This window comes from uncultured Massilia sp., from assembly GCF_913773735.1.
Classification (GTDB): domain Bacteria; phylum Pseudomonadota; class Gammaproteobacteria; order Burkholderiales; family Burkholderiaceae_D; genus Telluria.
Map to the genome: position 1 here is coordinate 80,900 of NZ_CAJYEB010000014.1, position 20,085 is coordinate 100,984.

Genomic DNA, 20,085 nt, shown 5'->3' on the forward strand with positions numbered 1-20,085 from the left:
CTCTCGCCGCTCGCCACGGTTTTTCCCGGCCCGACACGCGCACTGACGTAATGGTTGATATTGTTTTCGGCTTCGACTTCGGCATCAAGCGCATCGGCATCGCCATGGGGAATACCCTGACGGGACAGGCGCAGCCGCTGTCCGTGATCAAGGCAGTGGACAACGCCACCCGTTTCCAGGTCATCGGCGAGCTGATCGCGCAATGGTCGCCGGCGCGCCTCGTGGTCGGCGAGCCGCGCCACCCCGACGGCGCCGAGCACGACATGACGCTGCGCGCGCGCCGTTTCGCCAACCAGCTCCACGGCCGCTTCGGCCTGCCGGTCGACCTCGTCGACGAGCGCTACTCGTCCGCCGTCATCCAGGCCAAGCGCGGCGAGATCATCGACGCCAAGGCCGCCGCCATCATTTTGCAACAGTACTTTGACGACCATGCCAACACCAACTAACGACGCCTTCGATGCGGCCGCGCTGTACGGCGCCCTGCTCGAACAGGTGCGCGCCGGCCTGTCCGGCGCGAACGATGCCGCCATCGTCGGCATCCACTCGGGCGGCGCCTGGCTCGCCGAGCGGCTCGCCGCCGACCTCGGCCTGCAGGGGCGCCTCGGCTCCATCGACGTCTCGTTCTACCGCGACGATTATGCGAAGAAGGGCCTGCACCCGGACGTGAAGCCGACCCACATCCCGTTCAACGTCGACGGCGCCACGATCCTGCTGGTCGACGACGTGCTGTACACGGGACGCACCGTGCGCGCGGCGATCAACGTGCTGTTCGACTACGGCCGCCCGCAGCGCATCATGCTGGCGGCGCTGGCGGACCGCGGCGGCCGCGAGCTGCCGGTGGCCGCCGATTTCGTCGGTACCCGCGCCAGCCTGGCGCCCGGCCAGTCGCTCGCGCTGAACCGCGGCGCCGACGGCCACCTCTCGCTCACGATCGAAGACGACAATGCATAACCCGCAACTGAACAGCAACGGCGAGTTGCAGCACCTCCTGACCATCGAGGGGCTGCCCAAGTCCATCATCAACCACATCCTCGACACGGCCTCCAGCTTCGTCGGCATCTCCGACCGCGAGGTCAAGAAGGTGCCCTTGATGCGCGGGAAAAGCGTGTTCAACCTGTTCTTCGAGAACTCGACGCGCACCCGCACCACCTTCGAGATCGCCTCGAAGCGCCTGTCGGCCGACGTCATCAACCTTAACATCGCGGCCTCGTCCACCACCAAGGGCGAGTCGCTGCTGGACACGATCGACAACCTGTCGGCCATGCACGCCGACATGTTCGTGGTGCGCCACTCGCAGTCGGGCGCGCCCTACCTGATCGCCAAGCACCTGAACGAATCGAAGCAGCACCACGTGCACGTGGTGAACGCGGGCGACGGCCGCCATGCGCACCCGACCCAGGGCCTGCTCGACATGTACACCATCCGCCACTACAAGCGGGACTTCACCAACCTGCGCGTGGCGATCGTCGGCGACATCCTGCACAGCCGCGTGGCGCGCTCGGACATCCACGCGCTGACCACGCTGGGCGTGCCCGAGGTGCGCGCGATCGGCCCGCACACGCTGCTGCCTGGCGGCCTGGAACAGATGGGCGTGCGCGTCTTCACCGACATGGAAGAAGGCCTGAAGGACGTCGACGTGATCATCATGCTGCGCCTGCAGAACGAGCGCATGTCGGGCGCGCTGCTGCCCTCGGCCGGCGAATACTTCAAGAGCTACGGCCTGACGCCGGAGCGCCTGGCGCTGGCCCGGCCCGACGCCATCGTGATGCACCCGGGGCCGATCAACCGCGGCGTCGAGATCGACTCCAAGGTGGCCGACGGCAAGCAGGCGGTGATCCTGCCGCAGGTGACGTTCGGCATCGCGGTCCGCATGGCGGTCATGAGCATCCTGGCCGGCAGTCACGCCTAATTCGCACGCATGAAATCCGAAAGCATGAACATCCACATCAAGAACGGTCGCGTGGTCGACCCGGCAAACGGCATCGACGCCGTGCAAGACCTCTTCATCGCCGACGGCAAGGTGGCCGCCGTGGGCAGCGCGCCGGCGGGCTTCGCGGCCGCGCGCACCATCGACGCGAGCGGCCTGGTCGTCGCGCCGGGCCTGGTCGACCTGTCCGCGCGCCTGCGCGAGCCGGGCTACGAATACAAGGCCACGCTGGAATCGGAAATGCAGGCGGCGGTGCAGGGCGGCGTGACCACGCTGGTATGCCCGCCAGACACCGACCCCGCGCTCGACGAGCCGGGCCTGGTCGAAATGCTCAAGCACCGCGCGCGCCTGCTGAACCAGGCCCACGTGCATCCGCTGGGCGCGCTGACCGTGGGCCTGAAGGGCAAGGCGCTGACCGAGATGGCCGAGCTGACCGAGGCCGGCTGCATCGGCTTCGCGCAGGCCGAGGAGCCGATCGAGGACACCACCGTCCTGCTGCGCGCCATGCAGTACGCCAAGACCTTCGGCTACACCGTCTGGCTGCGGCCGCAGGACCCGCACATCGGCCGCGGCGGCGTGGCCCACAGCGGCCCGCTGGCCTCGCGCCTGGGCCTGTCGGGCGTGCCGGTGATGTCCGAGACCATCGCCCTGCACACGATCTTCGAGCTGATGCGCGCCAGCGGCGCGCGCGTGCACCTGTGCCGCCTCTCGTCCGCCGCGGCGCTCGAGCTGGTGCGCGCCGCGCGCAAGGAAGGCCTGCCGGTCACCTGCGACGTCGGCGTGCACCACCTGCACATGACCGACGCCGACATCGGCTTCTTCGACCCGAACGCGCGCCTGACGCCGCCGCTGCGCAGCCAGCGCGACCGCGACGCGATCCGCGCGGCCGTCCTCGACGGCACCGTCGACGCGGTCTGCTCCGACCACACCCCGGTCGACGACGACGAGAAGCTGCTGCCGTTCGCCGAGGCCTCGCCCGGCGCCACCGGCCTGGAACTGCTGCTGTCGCTGATGCTGCGCTGGGCCGGCGAGCAGGAAGGCGATGCGCTGGCGCGCGCGCTGGCCAAGGTCACCTGCGACCCGGCGCGCATGGCCGGCCTGCCGGCCGGCACGCTGGCGGTCGGCGCCAGCGCCGACGTGGTGCTGTTCGACCCGGACGCGCGCTGGACCGTGCAGGCCTCGAGCCTGGCCAGCCAGGGCAAGCACACGCCCTTCCTCGGCTACGAGCTGACCGGGCAGGTGCGCGCGACCCTCGTCGCCGGCCACGTCGCCTACGCGCGTTGATGTGGTGACGGGCGCCGCCCCGCGCGGCGCCCTTGCGGACCGTCCCTTGACCATCCAGCTCGCGTGGCGCCTGGCGCGCCTCGTCTTCCACCTGCTGCAGGGCCTGGCCACCTGCGCGCTGGTGTTTCCCTGGGCCGGCGCGGCCCTGCGCGAGACGCTGGTGCGGCGCTGGTCGGCGCGCCTGCTGCGCATCTGCCGCGTGCGCGTCGAACTGCGCGACGGCGCGCCCGCGCTCGACCATGCGCTGGTCGTGGCCAACCATGTCTCCTGGCTCGACATCTTCGTGATCAATGCGGTGCGCCCCTGCCGCTTCGTGGCCAAGGCCGAGATCCGCGCCTGGCCGGTGCTCGGCTGGCTGGTGGAGCGGGCCGGCACCGTGTTCATCGCGCGCGGCAACCGGCGCGAGCTGCGCCACATCTTCAAGGGCCTGGTCGACGCGCTCGGCGCGCGCCAGCGCGTCGCCTTCTTCCCGGAGGGCACGACCGCCAGCCAGGGGCAAATGCTGCCCTTCCACGCCAACCTGTTCGAGGCCGCGATCGACGCCCGCGTGGCCGTGCAGCCGCATGCGCTGGCCTACGTCGACGCGCAGGGCGGCTGGCATCCGGCGGTCGACTACACGGGCGACACGACCTTCGTCGACAGCATCCTGCGCATCCTCGGCGGCGAGCCCGTGGTGGCGCGCCTGGCCAGCCTGGCGCCGATTCCGGCGGAGGAGGGGGCGCACCGGCGCGCACTGGCGCAGGCGGCGCACGACGCGATCGAGGCGGCCCTGAAGCGCTGAACGCCGCCCCGGCGGACCGCGCTCACGCCTTGCCGGCGTGCGGCCGGTACTCCGGACAGTCCACCTGCAGCAGCGCGCGGTCGTCCAGGCACATCGCGGTCAGCTTGCCGCCCCACACGCAGCCGCTGTCCAGGCCCACCACGTCGGGCCGCAGCAGCAGGCCCAGCGCCGACCAGTGGCCGAACACCACGGTGGTGCCGAGCGTGCGCCGGCCCGGCACGTCGAACCAGGGCAGCAGGCCCGAACCTTCCGGCCCCGTGGCGCTTTCCTTGTGCTCGAAGTCCATGCGTCCGTCCGGCCAGCACAGGCGCATGCGCGTGAGCGCATTGACGATGCAGCGCAGGCGCGCGGCGCCGCGCAGGCCGTCGTCCCAGCGATCGGGCTCGTTGCCGTACATCCGGGACAGGAAGCCGGCCCAGTCGGCGCCACGCAGCACCGCCTCGACCTCGCCCGCCAACGCGATGGCCTGCGCCGCATCCCATTGCGGCGGCACGCCGGCGTGCACCAGCAGGTGGCCGGCGGCCTCCAGCGCCAGCGGCCGGTGGCGCAGCCAGGCGAGCAACGCGTCGCGGTCGGGCGCGGCCAGGATCTCGTCGAGCGTGTCGGCGCGGCCGGGCTTGCGGATGCCGGCCGCGACGGCCAGCAGGTGCAGGTCGTGGTTGCCGAGCAGGGCATCGATGCGGCCGCCGCTCGCGGCATGGAGCGCCTTCATGCGCCGCAGCGTTTCCAGCGAGGCGGGCCCGCGGTTGATCAGGTCGCCGACGAACAGGACGCGCACGTCGGCGCCGGCCTCGGCATGGATACGGTCGAGCAGCAGGTCGGCCTCGTGGACGCAACCCTGCAGGTCGCCAATGGCATAGGTTTTCATCGTTGGTGTGTTTCCGGTGATTTCTGCCGATGGTAAATGATTGCGGCCCCGGACGCAGCGGTCGGCATCGTGTCGGTCATTTCTGAATGTAAATGTCGTCGCTGGCGCGCGCCTGCGCTGCGACAATGCGGGTTTGCCAATTGGCGCGATCGTGAGACAGGTAAAGCGCGTTGTCTCGGGCGCTTGGTGCGATCCGGTACAATGGCCGCGGTGCCGGGAGCGCGAAACGCGAAATCCGGACCGCGAATCCAGGCGCGTACCGAAGCGCAAAAAGAAGCGCAAAACCGAGCGCAAAACGGAGCGCGCACCGAAGCGCAAAACGGAGCGCAAAACGGAGCGCAAAACGGAGCGCAGACGACGGCAAAAAACGACAGCGGTTTTTTGCCGGCATGCCTCGGCACGGCCCCGCCGCCATCGGCCGTACGGCTATTGTATTTAAAGAATAATAAAATGTTTTCTTTTCTCGTGAGCTTCGTCTCGTCGGCATTGCTGACCCTGCTGGTCATCAAGCACGCGAAATTGCACGGTCCCGCCCTCGACAATAATTTCGCCGGCGTGCAAAAGGTGCATTTGCACGCGGTGGCGCGGATCGGCGGATTGCCGATTTTCCTGGCGGTGACGCTGACGGCCGTCATTTCGGTATGGCGCGTTCCCGAACTGAGTTATTGGCTGGGATCGCTGCTGGGATGCTCGGCGATCGCATTTGTCGGCGGCATCGTCGAGGACTATACCGGCAATGTCAGGCCCTCGCGGCGCCTGCTGCTGACGATGGTGGCGGCGGTGCTCGGTTATCTGGTGCTGGACGCGAAGATCGCGCGCCTGGACATGCCTTTCTTCAGCTGGAATATCGATTCGCTCTGGGTGATATTGCCGCTGACGGTGCTGGCGGTGGCCGGCATTGCGAACGCGGTGAATATCATCGACGGTTTCAATGGCCTGTCCAGCGTGGTCACGATCTGCATGCTGCTGTCGCTGGCCTATGTCGGCTGGCAGGTCGAGGACATGTTCGTGCTGGTCTCGGCCCTGACGGTGGCAGGCGCCACCGCCGGTTTCCTGATCTGGAACTATCCCGCCGGACTGATCTTCCTGGGCGACGGCGGCGCGTATTTCATCGGCTTCATGCTGGGCGAGCTGGCGCTGCTGCTGGTGATGCGCAATCCGCAGGTATCGACCTGGTATGCCGCATTGCTGCTGATCTATCCAACCTTCGAAACGATCTTTTCCGTGTACCGGCGCATGTTCGTGCGCGGCAAATCCCCTACCGTGCCCGATGGTATTCACCTGCACAGCCTGATTTTTCGTCGCATCGTGCAATGGACCGTCGGGCGCAAGGAAGCGCGCGCGCTGATGAAACGGAATGCGCGCACTTCTCCCTACCTCTGGTTGTTTTCCCTGACCGCCGTTATTCCCGCCACCGTGTTCTGGCAGAATACGGAAGTGCTGATTTTCTTCTGTTTATTGTTCGTGATCAGCTACATCTGGCTGTATGCGCGTATTGTCCGATTCAAGTCGCCGCGCTGGCTGATTTGGCACAAGAAAGACTAACGAATTTTTCTGGATGTAGTATATTGCGACAATTGGTGAGATTTGGATAAAATCCGTTTTCAAACAACTTATAGGGAATCAATATGGATCTGTCGAATTTGTCCTTGGGCGATTTGCGCAACCTGCAGGACCAGATCAAGCAGGAAATGAAGAAACGTGAACAACAGGACATGCAAAAGGCGCGTGAACAGATCCTGGCGATCGCGCAAAGCGTCGGCGTGCCGCTGAAGGACCTGATGAATTCCGGCCGTGGCGCCAAGTCCGCCGCCGCCGGTACCGGTTCGGTCGCCGTCCGTTATCGCAATCCGGACGACGCGTCGCAGCAATGGACCGGCCGTGGCCGCCAGCCGAAATGGGTCAAGGAATGGGTCGAAGGCGGTAAATCGCTGGACCAGCTGCGCGTCTGACCCGCTGCCGCCGCATTGGGCTGGAGTATTCCGCGCGCGGAATGCTCCGGCGGGTGGCATCCTGCTCCCGCCTGTCGTGAACGAAGCGCGCCCGCGTTTCGCGCTGTGTCGTCCTGGCCGGCGTTTTTCCGATTTCTGCCAGTGGAATGTACCGGCTCCGGTGCGAAATTCCCATCCCCTGCGCTTGCCGCTACAATAGCTTCTTTTTCAACGGCACCACGCCATTCCGGATCGTCCGGAGCGGCGCCATCAAGGCAGACATTCCATGGTTCCTCTCTCGAAGACGATTTTCAAGGCATATGACATTCGCGGCATCCTCGACAAGACGCTCGACGCCGGCATCGCACGCAGGATCGGCCAGGCCTTCGGCGTCGCCGCGCTGGCCAAGGGCGAACGCAAGGTCGTGATCGGCCGCGACGGCCGCCTGTCCGGCCCGAGCCTGGCGCAGGCGCTGGCCGCCGGCCTGCAGGAAGCGGGCGTGGACGTCGTCGACCTGGGCATGGTCGCCACGCCGATGGTGTATTTCGGCACCAACGTGCTGGACGCCCGTTCGGGCATCATGGTCACCGGCAGCCATAATCCGCCGGACTACAACGGCTTCAAGATGGTGCTGGCCGGCGAGGCGATCTACGGCGACGCGATCCAGGGCCTGTACCAGTTCATCGAAGACGGCAAGTTCGCGCCCGCGGCCAGCGCCGGCGCGTATTCGACCTACGACATCAAGCGCGAATACATCGAGCGCATCGCCGGCGACGTCCGCATCGCGCGCCCGATCAAGATCGCCATCGACGCCGGCAACGGCGTGGCCGGCGCCTTCGCGGGCGACCTGTTCCGCGCCATGGGCTGCGACGTCACCGAGCTGTTCTGCGAAGTGGACGGCCGGTTCCCGAACCACCACCCGGACCCGGCCCACCCGGAAAACCTGCAGGACCTGATCGAGGCCGTGCGCACCGGCGACGCCGAGATCGGCCTGGCCTTCGACGGCGACGGCGACCGCCTGGGCGTCGTGACCAAGGACGGCAACATCATCTTCCCGGACCGCCAGATGATGCTGTTCGCCGCCGACGTCCTGTCGCGCAATCCGGGCGCCGAGATCCTGTACGACGTCAAGTGCACGCGCCACCTGGGCCCGTGGATCGAGCAGCACGGCGGCCGTCCGCTGATGTGGAAGACCGGCCATTCGCTGGTCAAGGCCAAGCTGAAGGAAACCGGCGCCCCGCTGGGCGGCGAGATGAGCGGCCACATCTTCTGGAAGGACCGCTGGTACGGCTTCGACGACGGCCTGTACACCGGCGCGCGATTGCTCGAGATATTGACCCGCGTGGCCGATCCGTCGGCGCTGCTCAATTCCCTGCCGATCGCCTCGAGCACCCCGGAACTGCACCTGCACCTGCAGGAAGGCGAAAACTTCGCGCTGATCGAGAAGCTGCGCAAGGAAGCCACCTTCCCGGGGGCCGAGCGCGTCAACGACATCGACGGCCTGCGCGTCGAGTATCCGGACGGCTTCGGCCTGGCGCGCGGCTCGAACACCACGCCGGTGGTCGTGCTGCGCTTCGAGGGCGAGACCCCGGAAGCGCTGGCGCGCATCCAGGGCGAGTTCGCCCGCGTGATCCTGGCCGCCAAGCCGGACGCCCGACTGCCGTTCTGAAAGCCGCGCCTTGAAGATCCTGCTGGTGCGGGTGTCGTCGCTGGGCGACGTCCTGCACAACCTGCCCATCGTGGCCGACATCCTGCGCCACCACCCGCAGGCCCGGGTCGACTGGGTGGTGGAAGAGGGCTACGTCGGCCTGGTCGCCCTCAACCCGCACGTGCGCAAGGTGATCCCGTTCGCCCTGCGGCGCTGGAAGAAGGGGCTGGGCAACCCCGCCGTGCGCGCCGAACTGCGCGCCTTCTTCCGCGACCTGCGCGCCGAACAGTACGACTACGTGTTCGACACCCAGGGCCTGATCAAGACCGGCATCGTCATGGCCGCGGCGCGCGTGCGCCCCGGCGGCCAGAAGGTCGGCCTGGCCAACGGCACCGAGGACTCGGGCTACGAGGGCATCTCGCGCATCTTCCACACCCGCAGCATCCCGGTCGCGCCGCGCACCCACGCGGTGGCGCGCGGGCGCCAGGTGGTGGCGGCGGCGCTCGGCTACGCGCTCGATACGCCGCCGGACTTCGGCCTGCCCGCGCCCCCGGCCTTGCACGACGGGTCGCAGCGCCCGGCCTGGATGCCGGACGAACCCTATGCCGTGTTCTTCCACGGGACCGCGCGCGACGCCAAGAAGTGGCCGGCCGCCGACTGGATCGCGCTGGGCCGGGCGCTGGCGCCGCTGCCGGTGCTGCTGCCCTGGGGCTCGGCGCGCGAGAAGGACGAGGCCCAGCAGCTGGCCGCGGCGCTGCCGAATGCGACCGTGCTGCCGCAACTGCCGCTGATGCAGGCCGTCGCGCTGGCGCGCGGCGCCGCGCTCGCGGTCGGCGTCGACACCGGCCTGACCCACATCGCCGCCGCCTTCCTCACCCCGACGGTCGAGATCTACGTCGATTCGCCGCGCTGGAAGACCGAGGGCAACTGGTCGGAGCGCATCGTCAACCTGGGCGACTGCGGCGCGCCGCCGGCCGCCGCCGAGGTGATCGCGGCCGCCCGCCGGCTGCTGGGACAGACATGATGGAACGAACGTGATGCGGCTGCTGTATTCGCTGATGTGGTGGCTGGCGCTGCCGCTGGTGCTGGGACGCCTGTGGTGGCGCGGCCGCGCCGAACCGGGCTACCGTGCCCGCCTGGGCGAGCGCCTCGGCTGCTACGGCCGGCGCGCGGCGCAGGCGCGGCCCGCCATCATGGTACACGCGGTGTCGGTGGGCGAGACGCGCGCCGCCGAGCCCCTGGTCGAGGCGCTGCTGGCCGCGTATCCGGATCATCGGATCCTGCTCACGCACATGACGCCGACCGGGCGCGCCACCGGCAAGGCGCTGTTCGCCAGGCACGGCGAGCGCGTGGTGCAATCCTGGCTGCCCTACGACACCGGCTTCATGGTGGGCCGCTTCCTGCGCCATTTCGCGCCGCGCATCTGCATCCTGATGGAGACCGAGGTGTGGCCGAACCTGATCCACGGCTGCGCCGCGCACGGCGTGCCGGTGGCGCTGGTGAACGCGCGCCTGTCCGAGCGCTCGCTGCGCCGCGGGATCCGGCTGGGCGGCCTGATGACGGACGCGGCGCGCGCGATCCCGCTGGTGGCGGCCCAGACCGAGGCCGACGCCGCGCGCATCGCCTCGCTGGGCGCGCCCGCCGTGCACGTCACCGGCAGCATCAAGTTCGACGTGGTGCCGCCGGCGGCGGCGCTGGAGACGGGCGCCATGCTGCGCGCGCATTGCGGCGGCCGTCCGGTGCTGCTGTGCGCCTCCACCCGCGAAGGGGAGGAGGCGTTGATCCTGGACGCCTTCGCCGCCATGCGGCGCCCGCCGGGCATGCTGCTGCTGCTGGTGCCGCGCCATCCGCAGCGCTTCGACGAGGTGGCGCGCATGGCGCAGGAGCGCTCCCTGTCGCTGGCGCGCCGTTCGCACCTGCCGGCGCGGGTGGAGACCGACGTGCTGCTGGGCGACTCGATGGGCGAGATGTTCGCCTACTACGCGGCCTGCGACTGCGCCTTCATCGGCGGCAGCCTGCTGCCGCTGGGCGGCCAAAACCTGATCGAGGCCTGCGCGCTGGGCAAGCCGGTGCTGGTGGGCGAACACACGTTCAACTTCCTCGATGCGACCGAGGAGGCGGTGGCCACCGGCGGCGCCCTGCGCGTGGCGGATGCCGGCGCCCTGCTGCGCGAGGCCGCGCGCCTGCTGGAGGACGGCGAGGCGCGCGCGGCGATGGGCGCGCGCGCGCTGGCGTTCGCCGCGCGCCATCGTGGTGCGACGGCGCGCACTGTTGAACTCTTGCAACGGTATATCGCCTAGCTTTTGTTACCATTCTCCTTAGTTCAAGACACGAAAAAGGGGATGGGCATGCTGTGGTCACATCGCGCGCGAGCGGGCGGCAACGTGGACGGCGGTGCCGCCCTGCTGGAACAACCGGAAGACCTCGGCGCCGACGCGATGCCGGCGGCGCCGATCCCGGTCGTGCATCCGCCCGCCGCCCTCTGCAGCCTGCACTTCTGGGTGCGCTACACGCTGGGCGAATACACCGGCTTCATGTGGGAGCACGGCGGCTACCTGATCCGCCGGCGCCACATCCGCTGGCCGCTGGGCCTCTGGCTGCGCCTGAAGTCGACGCTGTCGGCCGCCACCCACTTCATGCTGCTGCGCCGCGGGCGCCGCACCTACGAATTCCAGATCGACCAGCACGGCATCGTGCGCACCAGCGATACCGGCGTGAGCCTGATCGGCTGGGACGACGTGCAGCGCATCCGCACCTACTCGAAGGGCTTCATGATGGTGCTGAAACGCGGCACGTTGCCGATTCCGTTCCGCTGCCTGAACAAGGAAGAAGTGAGCGCGATGCGCGGCATCGCCGAAGCGCGCGCGGCGGGCGAACTGAAGTTCCGCGCGTCGTGACCGACGTTCGGAATGGCGCGGCGTTGGAACACCGGGGTCAGGGCCGGAGCCCCGACACCGGGCTCTGACCCCTACGGGAACAGCACCGGCATCTCCGCCGATCGCTTCTTGAGCGCTGCCTTGGCGCCGTCGTAATCCGGGAACACCGACGCGACCACGGCCCAGAAACGCGGGCTGTGGTTCATCTCGCGCAGGTGCGCCAGTTCGTGCACCACCACGTAGTCCAGCAGCGCCAGCGGGTAGTGCACCAGGCGCCAGTTCAGGCGGATGTTGCCGGCCACCGTGCACGACCCCCAGCGCGTGCCGGCCGAGGAGATGGCGTAGCTGTTGTAGCTGACGCCCACCTGCGGCGCGTACAGGTCCAGGCGTTCGCCGAACAGGCGCCTGGCTTCGTCCTGGAACCAGCGCTTGACGCGCTCGCGCACCTGCCATTCCGACAGCCCGGGCGTCACGCCCACTTCCAGCGTGCGTGCCTCGGCGTCGTGGATGCAGTGGCTGCGCTCGGCCGGCTGCAGGCGCAGCACCAGGTCGTGCCCGAGATAGGGCAGGCGGGCGCCGTCCACCCATTCGACCGGGGCGCGGCCCTCGCGCTGCACGCGGCGCTCGCTGCGTTCGAACAGCTTGGTCAGGATCCAGCGCTGCTTGGCGCGGATCGCGCTGTCGATGTCGGCCTGGCTGGCGCGGCGCGGGGCCGTGACGCGCAGGCCGTCGTCGTCGATCATGAAGCCGTAGGAGCGGCGCGCGGAATGGCGCAGCGCATAGCGCACCGTGTGCGAGCCGAGCTGGATGGCGCGCAGCGGCGCGTCGTTGGGACCGACCGGCGGCGCGGGCAGCGTGCGGGTCGGGGCGGGCGGCGCCTTGAACAGCGGCGCCGGCGGCGCCGGTGGTGCGGAGGGCGCGGCCGGCGCGCCGGCCGGCTTCAGGGAGGCGAAGCGTTCTTGCGCGAACAGCTCGAGCTGCGTCGCGTCGTGCTTGGGGGAGGTCATGGCGGGCGGCAGGGATGGTGCGTTGGTCTGCGCGCCCAGTTCGTTCAGGTACCTTTGTAGGCGTGGGGCGAAATGACGCGCATTTCCGATTCTATCCAATTTTCGACCTCTTGCATCAGGCTGTCGGCAGTGTGGTTTTCCGGCGAAATCGGCTTGCCGATGGAGACGGTGATCAGGCCGGGGCGCTTGATGAACGAACCCTTCGGCCAGCATTCCCCCGAATTATGCGCGATCGGCACGACGCTGGCACCGGTTTCGATGGCCAGGCGCGAACCGCCGCTCTTGTACTGTCCCTTCTGGCCCACGGGGATGCGGGTCCCTTCCGGGAACATGATGATGGACTGGCCGTCCGCCAGGCGGCGCTTGCCGATCCGGACCACGTGGGCAAAGGCGCGCTTGCCCTTGCTGCGGTCGATCGGGATCATGCGCAGCAGCGCCATGCCCCAGCCGAAGAAGGGGATGTACAGGATTTCCTTCTTGAAGACGTAGACCAGCGGGCGGCGCATGTTCGGCAGCATGAAGATGGTTTCCCAGGCCGACTGGTGCTTCGACAGCAGGATCGCCGATTGCGCGGGCAGGTTCTCGTAGCCCCGGACCTCGTAGCGGATGCCGCAGATGACGCGCGCGCACCAGATGACGAAGACGTTCCAGCGCGAGGTCACCCAGAAGCGCGTGTTGTACGGGAACGGCGCCGCCAGGAAGCAGACGCAGGCCCACACCACGGTGGCGACGGCCATGACGATCGTGAACAACAGGGAACGCAGGAACAGGAAGGTGTTACGCAAGGAGGTGGTCTCCGGGACGAGGGTTTCGGTGGTCGTGGTCATGCGCTGGCGGCGGGAACGGGAGGAGGGGCATCCTTCCTGAGGAAGGCGTTGACCATGGCGGCGAGGTCCGGGAAGACCTGGGTGCCCGGCGGCAGACCGCCGGTCTCGAAGGTCTTCTGGCCCTTGCCGGTCAGGACCAGGTAGGGCACGCACCCGCTGATGAAGCCGGCCTGCAGGTCGCGCAGCGAATCGCCGACCGTCGGCACGCCCTTCAGGCCCAGCTTGAAGCGCTTGCTGATCTCCTCGAACATCCCGGCCTTCGGCTTCCTGCAGTCGCAGTTGTCGATGGCCGCGTGCGGGCAGAAGAAGATGGCGTCGATGTCGGCGCCCACCAGCTGCGCCTGGGCGTGCATCTTCTGGTGGATCGCGTTCAGCGTGCTCATGTCGAACAGCTCGCGCGCGATGCCGGACTGGTTCGACGCCACGACCACGCGGTAGCCCGCCTGGTTCAGGCGCGCGATCGCCTCCAGCGATCCCGGGATCGGGATCCATTCGCCCGGCGACTTGATGAAATCGGGGGAGTCATGGTTGATGACCCCGTCCCGGTCGAGGATGACCAGCTTCATCGTCAGGCAGCCAGTTTCGAGATGTCGGCCACGCGGTTCATCATGCGGTGCAGGATGGACAGCAGGGCCAGGCGGTTGTTGCGCAGCGCGACGTCCTCCGCCATCACCATCACGTCGTTGAAGAAGGCGTCGACGTCGTCGCGCAGCTGGGCCAGCGTCTTGAGGGTGCCGGCGAAGTCGCCGCGCGTGAAGGCCGCGTCGACTTCCGGCTGCACGCGCAGCACGCTCGCATGCAGCGTCTTCTCGGCCTCGTCCTGAAGCAGCGCGGCGTCCACGGCGCCGGCCTGGGCCAGCGCGTCCTCGTTCTTCCTGAGGATGTTCGAGATGCGCTTGTTGGCGGCGGCCAGCGAGGCGCTTTCCGGCAGGGCGGCGAAGGCCTGCACGGCTTCCAGGCGCTGCACCACGTCGTCGACGCGGTCCGGATCCTGGGCCAGCACGGCTTCCACCTCGTTCGGGGCGAAGCCGCGGTCGCGCAGCAGGCCGCGCAGGCGGTCCAGCATGAAGGCGGTGACTTCGGCGCCCGGGTCCTTGAAGGTCGCCATGGTGTCGAACGTGGCGGCGGCGTCGCGCAGCAGTTCCGAGATGCCCAGCGGCAGGCGCTTCTCGACCAGCATGCGCATCACGCCCAGCGCGTGGCGGCGCAGCGCGAACGGATCCTTCTCGCCGGTCGGCTGCAGGCCGATCGACCAGATGCCGACCAGGGTTTCGAGCTTGTCGGCCAGCGCCACGACCAGGCCGGTGTGCGTCGACGGCAGCGCGTCGCCCGAGAAGCGCGGCTGGTAGTGCTCGGAGGCGGCCAGCGCCACTTCCTCGTGCTCGCCGTCGTTGCGGGCATAGTAGGTGCCCATGATGCCCTGCAGTTCCGGGAACTCGCCGACCATGTCGGTCAGCAGGTCGGCCTTGGCCAGCTGGGCGCCGCGCTCGGCCAGCAGCACGTCGTAGCCCAGGCGGCGCGCGATGGCGCCGGCCAGGCGCGTGACGCGCGCGGTGCGTTCGAGCTGGGTGCCCAGCTTGTTGTGGTAGACCACGTTGGCCAGCAGCGGCAGGCGCGATTCCAGCGATTTCTTCTTGTCCTGTTCGAAGAAGAACTTCGCGTCCGACAGGCGCGGGCGCACCACGCGCTCGTTGCCGCCGACGATGGCGGACGGGTCGTCGGTCGCGATGTTCGACACGATCAGGAAGCGCGAGCGCAGCTTGCCGGCGCTGTCCGTCAGGGCGAAGTACTTCTGGTTGGTCTGCATGGTCAGGATCAGGCATTCCTGCGGCACGGCCAGGAAGGCGTCCTCGAAGCGGCATTCGTAGACGACCGGCCACTCGACCAGCGCCGCCACTTCGTCCAGCAGCGCTTCCGGCATCAGCACCTGGTCGGCGCCGGCCTTTTCCAGCAGCTGGGCGCGGATCGATGCCTTGCGTGCCTCGGGATCGGCGACGACCTTGCCGGCCTCTGCGAGCTGCGCGCCGTACCGGTCGGCGTGCGCGATGTCGAAGGGCAGGCCGTCCGACAGGAAGCGGTGGCCCAGCGTGGCGCGCCCGCTCTCCAGGCCCAGCAGGGTCAGCGGCACGACGGCATCGCCGTGCAGCGCCAGCAGCGAGTGCACCGGACGCACGAACTGCACGGTGGCGCCGTTTGGTCGCTGGTAGCTCATCACCTTCGGGATCGGCAGCTTGGCCACGGTCTCTTCCAGCACCGGCTGCAGGCCGGCGGCCAGTTGCGCGCCCGGCGCAGTGTAGGTGTGGAAGAAGCTCTCGGCCTTGCCGTCCGGTGCGCGTTCGAGGTCGCCTACCTGCAGGTCCGGAAAGCCCAGCGCGGCCAGCTTCTTGGCCAGCGGCGCGGTCGGGTTGCCGTCCTTGTCCAGCGCGACGCTCACCGGCAGCACTTTTTCGCGGATCGACTTGTCCGGCGAGGTGGCGCGCACGTTGGTGATCGACACGGCCAGGCGGCGCGGCGTGGCGTGGGTGGTGACGACGCTGTCGGCTTCGAGGAAGTCGCGCGCCTTCAGGCCGTTGGCGATGCCGTTGGCGAACGCGGCGCCCAGTTTCACCAGGGCTTTCGGCGGCAGTTCTTCGGTCTGCAGTTCGACGAGTAAGGTTTGATTCATGGTTGTTGTATGTTGTTCTGGACTTCAGGCGACCTTGACCGCGGCGGCGTCGACGTCGGCGGCAGCGGTGGTCGGCAGCATCGGGAAGCCGAGCTTCTCGCGCGAGTCGTAGTAGGCCTGGGCGACCAGGCGCGACAGCGTGCGCACGCGGCCGATGTAGGCGGCGCGCTCGGTGACGGAGATGGCGCCGCGCGCGTCCAGCAGGTTGAAGCTGTGCGAGGCCTTCATGATCTGCTCGTAGGCCGGCAGCGTCAGCGCCAGTTCGATCAGGCGCTTGGCTTCGCTCTCGTGGTTGTTGAAGGCCTGGAACAGCAGTTCCGTGTTCGAGTGTTCGAAGTTGTAGGTCGACTGCTCGACCTCGTTCTGGTGGAACACGTCGCCGTACGAAAGGCGCTTGCGCACGCCATGCTCTTCCCACTCGGTCCAGACCAGGTCGTAGACGTTTTCCACGCCCTGCAGGTACATGGCCAGGCGCTCGATGCCGTAGGTGATCTCGCCCAGCACCGGCTTGCAATCGAGGCCGCCGACCTGCTGGAAGTAGGTGAACTGGGTGACTTCCATGCCGTTCAGCCAGACTTCCCAGCCCAGGCCCCAGGCGCCCAGCGTCGGGCTTTCCCAGTCGTCCTCGACGAAGCGCACGTCGTTCTTCTTCAGGTCCAGGCCCAGCGCCTCGAGGGAACCGAGGTACAGGTCGAGGATGTTTTCCGGCGCCGGCTTGAGGACCACCTGGTACTGGTAGTAGTGCTGCAGGCGGTTCGGGTTCTCGCCGTAGCGGCCATCCTTCGGACGCCGCGACGGCTGCACGTAGGCGGCGCGCCAGGGCTCGGGACCGATCGCGCGCAGGAAGGTGCCGGTATGGAAGGTGCCCGCGCCGACTTCCATGTCGTACGGCTGGAGCAGGGCGCAACCCTGCTTGTCCCAGTAGGTTTGCAGCGTCAGGATGATTTGTTGGAATGTGAGCATCTTGTTGGCTTCGCGCGCACGGGGCGCGAACACGGTGAGTTTGCTAAAACACCAATTTTAGCGGGTTTTGCCGGCCTGTTCGAAACGAATCTCGCCGGGCCGGCACATCGATAGGGTTTCCCTGGCAGACTTTACTAAGTAATACCGGGAAAGAGAAGGGTTCACGCCGATTTTTGCGCCGCCTGGCGGCTGCCGCGCCGGCGTCCCGACCACCAGGCGCCGAGCAGGGCGAGCAGGCCCAGGCCCAGGAAGCCGAGGTTGCCGACGCGGATGTACGGCGTAGCGCCCGCCATGCCCTGCACGGTCGCCGCCAGCACGCCGCGCTGGTAGAACGGGATCTGCTGCACGACGTCGCCGCGCGCGTCGATGACGGCGGTGGCGCCGTTGTTCGTCGCGCGCAGCATCGGGCGGCCGGTCTCCAGCGCGCGCATGCGCGAGATCTGCAGGTGCTGCGGGATCGCCACCGATTCGCCGTACCAGGCGAGGTTGGACACGTTCAGCAGCAGCGTGGCCGGGCGCGGCGCCTCGCGCAGGTTGCGCGCGATCTCCTCGCCGAACACGTCCTCGTAGCAGACGTTCGGCAGCACCAGCTGGTCCTTGACGGCGAACGGGGCCTGCACGGCGGCGCCGCGGGTCATGTCGCCCAGCGGGATCTGCATCATCTCGGTGAACCAGCGGAAGCCCGGCGGCACGAATTCGCCGAACGGCACCAGGTGGTGCTTGTCGAAGCGGTACGACTGCCCGGCCGGGCCGACGCCGGCCACGCTGTTGGCGTATTCGCGCTCGCCGTCGCCCAGCGGGATGCCGAACAGGAAGGTGGTGCCGGTGCGCGCCGCGTAGTCCTTGAAGATGTCCAGGTAGCCGGGCGGCAGGTAGCGCGGCACGATCGGGATCGCCGTCTCGGGCGCCGCCGTCAGGTCGGCCGGGGCCGCCGTCATCATGTCGCGGTAGCGCACCAGGATGTCGAGCAGGTGGGCGGCGTCGAACTTCTGGTCCTGCGGGATGTCGCCCTGCAGCAGGCGCACCGTGATCGGCTGGCCGGCGGGCCTGGTCCACGCGACCTGGCGCAGCAGGCTGCCGGCCACCATCAGCACGCCGAACACGGCCAGCGCCTGCATGCGCTGGCGCTGGGTCAGCATCACCAGGCAGGCGGCGCACACGGCCACCAGCACGCCGATGCCGTACACGCCCAGGATCGGCGCGAAGCCGCCCAGCGGCGCCGCATTGTGGGCATAGCCGGACGCGGCCCAGGGAAAGCCGGTGAACACCCAGCCGCGCATCCATTCCGACACGCCCCAGCAGGTGGGGAACACCAGCAGCAGGAAGGCCGGCACCGGCAGCGCCCAGCGCTTGCGCAGCCACGCTGCGGCGGCCGCGGCGCAGGCGCCGAACAGGCCCATGTACAGGCCCAGCAGGCCGATCGCGATAGCCGACGGCACGGCCGGCAGGTGGCCGAAGCGGTTGAGGGCGATGTACAGCCAGTGCATGCCGGCCACCGACCAGCCGAAGCCGAAGGCCCAGCCGAGCAGGCCGGCGCGGCGCACCGAGCTGCCCATGCCGACCTGGTAGAACAGCCAGGCCAGGGCCGGGAACTGCAGCGGCCACCAGCCGAACGGTTCGAACGAGAACAGGCTGGAAGCGCCGGCCAGGCAGGCCAGCAGCAGCGCGGGATAGCCGGGGCGGGTGCCGCGCAGGGCGGGATCGGGGGCGGCGGCGACGGGACGGGTGCGGCGGCGGAAAATCAAGCGGGGTCCTGGAGCGTGATGTGAAAAGCGCCCCGTCGGGGGCGCTGGCAGTTTAGTCGTGGTCTTCGTCGATGGACGGCGGCAGTTTCTCGACCAGCAGTACGTGGATCTGGCGCGCGTCGGCGCGCAGCACCTCGAAGCGCAGGTTGTCGAGGTCGAACACCTCGCCCTTGTGCGGCATGCGGCCCAGGTGGCTGGCGACCAGGCCGCCGATGGTGTCGGCGTCGTCGTCCGGCAGGTCGACGCCCAGTTCCTCGTTGAACTGCTCGATCTCGGTCAGCGCCTTGACGCGCCAGCGCGGGCCGAGCTGGCCTTCCTTGATCGACAGGATGTTGTCCTCGTCCTCGTCGAAGTCGTATTCGTCCTCGATGTCGCCGACGATCTGTTCCAGCACGTCCTCGATCGTGATCAGGCCGGCCACGCCGCTGTACTCGTCGACGACGATCGCCATGTGGTTGTGGTTGGCGCGGAAGTCGCGCAGCAGCACGTTCAGACGCTTGGATTCGGGAATGAAGATCGCCGGACGCAGCATCTTGCGGATGTCGAAGGATTCCTCGGCGTAGTAGCGCAGCAGGTCCTTGGCCAGCAGGATGCCGACGACCTTGTCGCGTTCGCCCTCGATGGCGGGGAAGCGCGAGTGGGCCGTCTCCAGCACGATCGGCAGCCATTCCTCGATGGGCTTGGAGATGTCGATCACGTCCATCTGCGAGCGCGGGACCATGATGTCGCGTACCGACAGGTCGGAGACCTGGAACACACCCTCGATCATGGAGAGGGCATCGGCATCGATGAGGTTGCGTCCGTGCGCGTCGTGCAGCACTTCCAGCAGCTCGGCGCGGTTTTCTGGCTCGGGAGAGATCAGCGCGGTCAGCCGTTCGAACAGCGACCGGTGGGGTTTGGCGTCCGTGCGGACGTCGGCAGGGTGCTCGGGCATAGTTGGCATGAAGCCGTTGTTGCGATCGGCATAGGATACACCAAAACCGCCCGTGCCTGTTTTTTATGCAGCCCGCCTGGCGCGGCGCGCGTCCGGGATGGCGCGACGATGTGTGCGCCATCTCACGCAATCTTCGTCCTATATTGGTGATTCGACCAGGAAAGGAGGCATTCATGCCCGCACTGAACATCAACGGCACCACCACCGACCTCGACGTCCCCGACGACATGCCCCTGCTGTGGGCGCTGCGCGACACCATGGGCCTGACCGGCACCAAGTTCGGCTGTGGCGTCGCCCTGTGCGGCGCCTGCACCGTGCACCTGGACGGCCAGGCGATCCGCGCCTGCGTGACGCCCGTGTCGGCCGCGGCCGGCAAGAAGATCGTGACCATCGAGGCGATCGGCACCGACCCGGTCGGCGCCAGGGTACAGCAGGCATGGCGCCAGCTCGACGTGGTCCAGTGCGGCTACTGCCAGTCCGGCCAGGTCATGGCCGCCACCGCGCTGCTGCGCGCGACGCCGCGGCCGTCCGACGCCGACATCGACAATGCCATGTCGGGCAATATCTGCCGCTGCGGCACCTATGGACGCATCCGCAAGGCGATCAAGATCGCTGCTGCACAATGAGGG

20 protein-coding genes are annotated in these 20,085 nt (G+C 68.3%); 12 read left to right on the forward strand and 8 right to left on the reverse strand.

All coding sequences use genetic code 11. From position 1 onward, the window contains the following. The first annotated feature begins 50 nt into the window (after positions 1 to 50). The 5 genes from ruvX to QZ749_RS05610 are packed head-to-tail and all read left to right on the forward strand — an operon-like array spanning position 51 to position 3,992. Positions 51 to 446 (forward strand): Holliday junction resolvase RuvX, encoded by a 396-nt coding sequence (gene ruvX, locus QZ749_RS05590; protein ID WP_296944257.1) that lies wholly within the window; start codon positions 51 to 53, stop codon positions 444 to 446. Next, positions 430 to 951, forward strand: coding sequence for a bifunctional pyr operon transcriptional regulator/uracil phosphoribosyltransferase PyrR (pyrR, locus tag QZ749_RS05595; protein WP_296944259.1), 522 nt, complete (start codon positions 430 to 432; stop codon positions 949 to 951). The genes ruvX and pyrR overlap by 17 nt, the downstream gene beginning before the upstream one ends. Continuing rightward, a complete protein-coding gene (locus QZ749_RS05600; protein WP_296944261.1) occupies positions 944 to 1,909 on the forward strand; it encodes an aspartate carbamoyltransferase catalytic subunit in 966 nt (321 codons plus the stop codon). Before pyrR ends, QZ749_RS05600 begins: the two co-directional genes overlap by 8 nt. 24 nt (positions 1,910 to 1,933) lie before the next feature. Continuing rightward, positions 1,934 to 3,211: a dihydroorotase gene (locus QZ749_RS05605; protein WP_296944263.1), complete on the forward strand. Its 1,278-nt coding sequence runs from the start codon at positions 1,934 to 1,936 to the stop codon at positions 3,209 to 3,211. A gap of 46 nt (positions 3,212 to 3,257) precedes the next feature. After that, positions 3,258 to 3,992: a 1-acyl-sn-glycerol-3-phosphate acyltransferase gene (locus QZ749_RS05610; protein WP_296944266.1), complete on the forward strand. Its 735-nt coding sequence runs from the start codon at positions 3,258 to 3,260 to the stop codon at positions 3,990 to 3,992. Positions 3,993 to 4,014: 22 nt separating this feature from the next. Here the strand turns inward: QZ749_RS05610 and QZ749_RS05615 are convergent, their stop codons facing one another. Continuing rightward, complete coding sequence (locus tag QZ749_RS05615; RefSeq protein ID WP_296944269.1) at positions 4,015 to 4,860, reverse strand: symmetrical bis(5'-nucleosyl)-tetraphosphatase; 846 nt, start codon at positions 4,858 to 4,860, stop codon at positions 4,015 to 4,017. Positions 4,861 to 5,310: 450 nt separating this feature from the next. Between QZ749_RS05615 and QZ749_RS05620 the strand changes: the two genes are divergently transcribed. The 6 genes from QZ749_RS05620 (at position 5,311) to QZ749_RS05645 (ending at position 11,336) form a co-directional block, all read left to right on the forward strand. Continuing rightward, a complete protein-coding gene (locus QZ749_RS05620; RefSeq protein WP_296944553.1) occupies positions 5,311 to 6,405 on the forward strand; it encodes a glycosyltransferase family 4 protein in 1,095 nt (364 codons plus the stop codon). Between the two features lie 83 nt (positions 6,406 to 6,488). Next, a complete protein-coding gene (locus QZ749_RS05625; protein ID WP_296944272.1) occupies positions 6,489 to 6,812 on the forward strand; it encodes an H-NS histone family protein in 324 nt (107 codons plus the stop codon). A gap of 265 nt (positions 6,813 to 7,077) precedes the next feature. Beyond that, a complete protein-coding gene (locus tag QZ749_RS05630; RefSeq protein ID WP_296944275.1) occupies positions 7,078 to 8,460 on the forward strand; it encodes a phosphomannomutase/phosphoglucomutase in 1,383 nt (460 codons plus the stop codon). A 10-nt stretch (positions 8,461 to 8,470) separates the two neighbouring features. Continuing rightward, positions 8,471 to 9,463 carry a lipopolysaccharide heptosyltransferase I gene (gene waaC, locus QZ749_RS05635; protein WP_296944277.1) on the forward strand — a complete coding sequence of 331 codons (993 nt, stop codon included), beginning with the start codon at positions 8,471 to 8,473 and terminating at the stop codon, positions 9,461 to 9,463. 13 nt (positions 9,464 to 9,476) lie between these two features. After that, entirely contained in the window at positions 9,477 to 10,739 is a 1,263-nt protein-coding gene (gene waaA, locus QZ749_RS05640) for a lipid IV(A) 3-deoxy-D-manno-octulosonic acid transferase (RefSeq protein ID WP_296944556.1), read from the forward strand. A 48-nt stretch (positions 10,740 to 10,787) separates the two neighbouring features. Beyond that, positions 10,788 to 11,336, forward strand: a complete 549-nt coding sequence (locus QZ749_RS05645; RefSeq protein WP_296944279.1) for a YcxB family protein — start codon at positions 10,788 to 10,790, stop codon at positions 11,334 to 11,336. A 71-nt stretch (positions 11,337 to 11,407) separates the two neighbouring features. Here the strand turns inward: QZ749_RS05645 and QZ749_RS05650 are convergent, their stop codons facing one another. From QZ749_RS05650 to QZ749_RS05680, 7 genes are all read right to left on the reverse strand, one after another. Further along, complete coding sequence (locus QZ749_RS05650) at positions 11,408 to 12,322, reverse strand: M48 family metallopeptidase (protein ID WP_296944281.1); 915 nt, start codon at positions 12,320 to 12,322, stop codon at positions 11,408 to 11,410. Between the two features lie 44 nt (positions 12,323 to 12,366). Further along, positions 12,367 to 13,149: a lysophospholipid acyltransferase family protein gene (locus QZ749_RS05655; RefSeq protein WP_373896783.1), complete on the reverse strand. Its 783-nt coding sequence runs from the start codon at positions 13,147 to 13,149 to the stop codon at positions 12,367 to 12,369. Beyond that, a complete protein-coding gene (gene gmhB / locus QZ749_RS05660) occupies positions 13,146 to 13,715 on the reverse strand; it encodes a D-glycero-beta-D-manno-heptose 1,7-bisphosphate 7-phosphatase (protein WP_296944283.1) in 570 nt (189 codons plus the stop codon). Before gmhB ends, QZ749_RS05655 begins: the two co-directional genes overlap by 4 nt. A 2-nt stretch (positions 13,716 to 13,717) precedes the next feature. Further along, entirely contained in the window at positions 13,718 to 15,814 is a 2,097-nt protein-coding gene (glyS, locus tag QZ749_RS05665; protein ID WP_296944285.1) for a glycine--tRNA ligase subunit beta, read from the reverse strand. Positions 15,815 to 15,838: 24 nt separating this feature from the next. Then, positions 15,839 to 16,777, reverse strand: a complete 939-nt coding sequence (glyQ, locus tag QZ749_RS05670; RefSeq protein ID WP_296944288.1) for a glycine--tRNA ligase subunit alpha — start codon at positions 16,775 to 16,777, stop codon at positions 15,839 to 15,841. Between the two features lie 161 nt (positions 16,778 to 16,938). After that, entirely contained in the window at positions 16,939 to 18,522 is a 1,584-nt protein-coding gene (gene lnt, locus QZ749_RS05675) for an apolipoprotein N-acyltransferase (RefSeq protein WP_307726652.1), read from the reverse strand. A 52-nt stretch (positions 18,523 to 18,574) separates the two neighbouring features. Then, positions 18,575 to 19,456 carry an HlyC/CorC family transporter gene (locus tag QZ749_RS05680; protein ID WP_296944567.1) on the reverse strand — a complete coding sequence of 294 codons (882 nt, stop codon included), beginning with the start codon at positions 19,454 to 19,456 and terminating at the stop codon, positions 18,575 to 18,577. 173 nt (positions 19,457 to 19,629) lie between these two features. On the opposite strand from QZ749_RS05680, the gene QZ749_RS05685 reads away from it, so the two are divergent. Continuing rightward, positions 19,630 to 20,082, forward strand: a complete 453-nt coding sequence (locus QZ749_RS05685) for a (2Fe-2S)-binding protein (RefSeq protein WP_296944290.1) — start codon at positions 19,630 to 19,632, stop codon at positions 20,080 to 20,082. The last annotated feature ends 3 nt before the right edge of the window (positions 20,083 to 20,085 follow it).